This is a genomic window from Myxococcus sp. AB025B (assembly GCF_006518215.1).
Lineage (GTDB): Bacteria > Myxococcota > Myxococcia > Myxococcales > Myxococcaceae > Myxococcus > Myxococcus fulvus.
In genome coordinates, this window is the sequence record NZ_SRLW01000491.1 from 1 (window position 1) to 4501 (window position 4501).

Annotated in this window: 4 protein-coding genes and 1 pseudogene; 3 read left to right on the plus strand and 2 right to left on the minus strand. The window is 72.2% G+C overall.

Features of this window, described 5'->3' with window-relative positions; translation table 11 throughout:
• Together FL311_RS44585 and FL311_RS41405 are read left to right on the plus strand one after the other, a co-directional pair.
• Positions 1-1087 (plus strand): annotated as a pseudogene (locus FL311_RS44585) (hypothetical protein); the annotation flags it as partial.
• A 35-nt stretch (positions 1088-1122) separates the two neighbouring features.
• Positions 1123-1773, plus strand: a complete 651-nt coding sequence (locus tag FL311_RS41405; RefSeq protein WP_141333124.1) for a YdcF family protein — start codon at positions 1123-1125, stop codon at positions 1771-1773.
• On the opposite strand, the gene FL311_RS41410 is transcribed toward FL311_RS41405, so the two are convergent.
• Together FL311_RS41410 and FL311_RS41415 are read right to left on the minus strand one after the other, a co-directional pair.
• Positions 1754-3268 carry a trypsin-like peptidase domain-containing protein gene (locus FL311_RS41410; RefSeq protein ID WP_141333125.1) on the minus strand — a complete coding sequence of 505 codons (1515 nt, stop codon included), beginning with the start codon at positions 3266-3268 and terminating at the stop codon, positions 1754-1756. The two genes, FL311_RS41405 and FL311_RS41410, sit on opposite strands and share 20 nt — an antisense overlap.
• 102 nt (positions 3269-3370) lie before the next feature.
• On the minus strand, positions 3371-3880 hold the full coding sequence (locus FL311_RS41415; protein ID WP_141333126.1) for a MarR family winged helix-turn-helix transcriptional regulator: 510 nt from the start codon (positions 3878-3880) through the stop codon (positions 3371-3373).
• A gap of 119 nt (positions 3881-3999) precedes the next feature.
• Between FL311_RS41415 and modA the strand changes: the two genes are divergently transcribed.
• The coding region (modA, locus tag FL311_RS41420) for a molybdate ABC transporter substrate-binding protein (protein WP_228557432.1) at positions 4000-4501 on the plus strand (502 nt) is incomplete at its 3' end.

The following is a 4501-nucleotide window of genomic DNA, read 5'->3' on the forward strand; positions in this document are numbered from 1 at the left end:
CCCTCGCACGGGGCCGGTGACACCGGAGACCTTCGCGGTGGCGCGCTACGGCACGGGCGGCGAGCGTCAGTGGTCGCTGTCGTTGCCGGGGTTCGCGGAGGTGCTCGCGGTGAGCGCTCGCGGGCGAGTCTTCGTGGTGGGGCGCAACGTGGCGGGGGCGGACCTGGGGAGCGGGCCGTTGCCGGCGGGCCGGTTCCTGCTGGAGCTGGGGCGTGACGGAGGCTTCATCCGGGCGCGGAGCCTGGAGTCGCTCGGGGTGCCGGACACGCTGGTTCCTCGGCATGCGGACGTGGATGGGTTGGGCAACCTGGTGCTGGTGGGCTCTGTGTTTGATGCGAAGCGGGGCCGGGTTCCCGCCGCGGTGAAGCTGGACGCGAAGGGCGCGCTGCTCTGGACGTATGCGCACGAAGGCCAGGGCGAGGCGGTGTCAGCGGCGGTGGACGCGGAGGGGCAGGTCTACGTCGCGGGGGCGCTCCAGGCTTCGCGTGTGCGCGGGGCCCTGGACTCGCAGCCGTTCCTGGTGAAGCTGGATGCGCGAGGTCGGGCGCGGTGGGAGCGTCGGCTCGACACGCGCTCGGGCCGGGCCACGGGAGTGGCGGTGCGGGGGCAACGGGTGCTGGTGACGGGAGGCTTCACCGCGCCGCTCACGTTCCTGGAGCGGACCTGCGCGGTGGAGCCTGGAGGTGGCAGGGGTTTCGTGGCGGCGTTCGACCCGGAGGGTGCGCCTCGCTGGCTGCGTGACGTCGGTTTCATGGGTACGGGGCTCGCGTTGGACGAGCAGGAGGGGGCGCTCGTCGTCGGCCGATACGAGGAGGGCGATGACCTGGGCACGGGCCCCATGGCGGGGGTGGCGGAGAGCCGCATGAACCTGTTCCTGGTGAAGCTGGACCGCGTGGATGGGGTGGTGCAGTGGGCGCGAGGCTTTCCCCGGGAGGCGCTCGGTGACGCGGACGCGGTGAGGGACTTCGTGTCGCTGTCGACGAAGGGGTCAGGCGCGGTGTTGGGAACGCAGTTGGGGCCGGTGGACCTGGGCACGGGTCGGCTGGCGGGCGCGTGGGAGTTGTTCCTCGGTGGCTTCGAGCCCTGAGGTAAACGCGTCGTCCCGCGGATAGTGTGGGGCGCGTGCCTCCCGCTTCGCTGCGCTCCCGCCCTGGTCGTCTCCGCCGACTCTTCGTCGTGTCCGTCGGCGTGGCGACGTGTGGCGTGTTCGGTCTCGCGCTCTGGGTGGACCGCTTCGGTCAGCGCGAGCGCACCGAGTCCGCGGATGTGGTGGTGGTGCTGGGTGCTCGAGTGCTGGCGGGCGGTGTCCCCTCCGGTGCGCTGCGAGCACGCACGGAGCAGGCCGTGGCGCTGTACCAGCGCGGCGTGGCGTCGAGGCTCGTGTTCTCCGGAGGCGTGGGCGTGCATCCTCCCTCAGAGGCGCGCGCGATGCTGGCGCTGGCGACGCGACTGGGCGTGCCGCCGGAGGCGTGTGTGCTGGAGGAGGAGAGTCACTCCACCGACGACAACGCGCGCCTGACGTCGGTCCTGTTGCGAGAGCTGGGCGCGAGGCGCGTGGTGGTGGTGTCGGACCCGTATCACCTGCTGCGCGCGCGGCAGTACTTCCGGCTCAACGGCTTCGAGGTGCTCACCAGCCCCGCGCTCCGGACGGAGCGCAACCTCAGTTGGTTGGACCGTTGCTACTGGACGATGCGCGAGGCCATCGCGCTGCTGCTGCACCCGCGCTTGCTGCTCGCGCGAGCACCCGCGGACGTCACGACTCCGGCGCCTTGAGCGCGCGCAGCACGCGGTCGCCTCCAGGCATCGCCACGCGCAGCAGCATGGACTCGCCCGGCTCGGCCTCGCGCAGCACTTGAGCCAGGTCCGAGGCGCGGCGCACGGGTCGACCCGACGCCTCCACCACCACCATGCCGGGCACCAGGCCCGCTCGCTCGGCGCTGGAGCCCGGGACGACGTCCGTCACCAGCGCGCCCGCGCGAGGTAGCTCCTGCGCTCGCGCCAGCCTCGGGTCCATGTCCGACAGCGTGAGCCCCACGCGCTGATGCGCCGGTGCCTCGGGCTCCTCGGCGGGACGTCGCGCGGCCACGCCCTCCAGGTCCGGACGCGTGCCCAGCGTCACGTCCACCTCGGTCTTCTTCCCCTCGCGATACACGGTGAGCGGCAGCGTGCTGCCCGGCGCCTTCAACGCCACGGTGCGCGTGAGCGCGCGTCCCGAGGCGATGGGCCGCCCTCCCGCCTCGACGATGAGGTCATCCGGACGCAGCCCCGCCTCGGCCGCCGGAGTGCCCTGGGTCACATCGGTGACGAGCGCGCCATCGCGCACCGGCACCCCCAGCGCGGCGCCCAAATCCGGCGTCACGTCCTGAACCGCCACGCCCAGCCATCCCCGGGTGACGGTGCCCTCCTTCTCCAACTGGGGCAGCAGCTGCTTCACCAGCGTGCTGGGCACGGCGAAGCCGATGCCGGAGCCCTGGCCCGCGATGGCGGTGTTGATGCCCACCACCTCGCCCTGGAGGTTGAACAGCGGCCCGCCGGAGTTGCCCGGGTTGATGGCGGCGTCCGTCTGGAGGAAGTCGTCGAAGGGGCCCGCCTGGATGTCACGCGCCTTGGCGGAGACGATGCCCAGGCTGACGCTCGAGTCCAGGCCGAAGGGATTGCCGATGGCCACCACCCAGTCACCCACGCGCAGCGCGTCCGAGTCGCCCAGCTTCACCATGGGCAGCTTCTCCACCTTCCCCTGGAGCTGGAGCACCGCCACGTCCGTGAGCGGGTCCGTGCCCACGACCTTCGCGTCCTGCTGTCGCCCGTCGGAGAAGTGCACCTGGATGGACCTGGCGCCCTGCACCACGTGGTTGTTGGTGAGCACCAGCCCACGCGCGTCCACCACGAAGCCGGAGCCGAGCCCCTGGCGTGGCCCCTCTTCACGTGGGTCCTCGAAGGGTGAGCCGAACGGGAGCGCGCCACCGAACGTCCCACCCCGTCCCTCGTCACCCCACGGCGAGCCCGCACGCGAGCGACGGGCGGGCGCCGCATCCCGCACCTCCACCTTGACGACCGCGGGCTGCACCGACGCGACCAGCGGCGCGATGGACGCGAGCGCCGCGTTCATGTCCGGCGGCATGAGCGGCTTCGCGGGCGCGGACTCAGCGCTCGGGGACCCGGTGGAGGCAGGCGGAGGAGCGGGCGCCCCCTCCTGACCGCGTCGGCAGGCCGACAGCATCAGGACCAGGGCCAGGGCCAGGACTCCCGTGCTTCTGCATCCCTTCATCACGTTCCTCCCTCGGGCCCACGCGACGTCACGGGAGTGAGTTGGGGCGCCTCGCTGCTGGCGGCACGCAAGAGCGGGTGTTGCTTGCCCGCTCGGGGGACATCAGGCCGAGCGCTCGCGAGAGGGCGTGGCCGCGGCCGCACCCAGCGTGTCCATGCGGCGCAGGAGCTTCTCCAGGATGCGGAAGAGCGCCTTGCGGTCGCCCGCGTCGAGGATGTGGAGCAGCTGCCCCATGCCCTGCATCACGAAGCGCTCGAGCCGCTGGTAGGTCTGCAGGCCATCGGTGGTGAGCCGACAACGCACGACGCGGCGGTCCTCGGCGGTGCGCTCGCGCACCAGGTGTCCCTCGCGCTCCAGCCGGTCGACGAGCCCCGTGACGGTCTTCTCGGTGACCCCCAGCCGGCGGGCGAGCTCACCCATCGTGAGCGCGCCGTCCTGGCCGAGCCACAGCAGCGCATGGACCTGGGGCGCGGTGAACTGGAGCTGCTCGCACGTGGCGGCGATGGGGTCGCGGAGCGAACGGCGCCGGCCCATGGCGAGCAGCAGGTGCTGGAGCCTCAGCACGTCCGCCGACAGGTCCTCATCCTCTTTAGAATGGATATTCCGGGACACGGAGTATGGCTTAGCGGGCATGGCCCCACGGGTCAACCCGTTGTCACGGCGTGGGCTGCCGTGCGGACAATGCGCTCCTTCGCCGACGGTGGTGAGAGGAGCGTGCAGGAGTGCGTACCATGTTTCGGCTGTACGTGACGTGCCTGTTCCTCGTGTCCGTGTTGGCGCGAGCGGAGGAGGGGCTCGTCTTCGCGGCGGCCAGCACCACGGACGTGCTCGAGGAGCTGCGGCCGGCCTTCACGAAGGCCACGGGCCACACGGTGGTGTTGGCGCTGGGCTCGTCGGGGGACCTGGCCCGCCAGGCGATGGCGGGCGCGCCGGCGGATGCGTTCCTGTCGGCGGACGTGGCTCGGATGGAGGCCGTGCAGGCGGCGGGCCTGGTGCGGCGCGGCACGCGGGTGGAGCTGCTGTCGAACCGGCTGGTGGTGGTGGTGCCGGTGGGCGCGAAGGTGGCGCCGGGCGGGGCGGAGGACCTGAAGGGGCTGAAGCGGCTGGTGCTGGCGGACCCGGCCATCGTGCCCGCGGGGGTGTACGCGAAGGCGTGGTTGGAGAAGGTCGGGGTGTGGAAGGACGTGGAGGGGAAGGTGGTGCCGGCGTTGGACGTGCGGGGTGCGTTGGCGG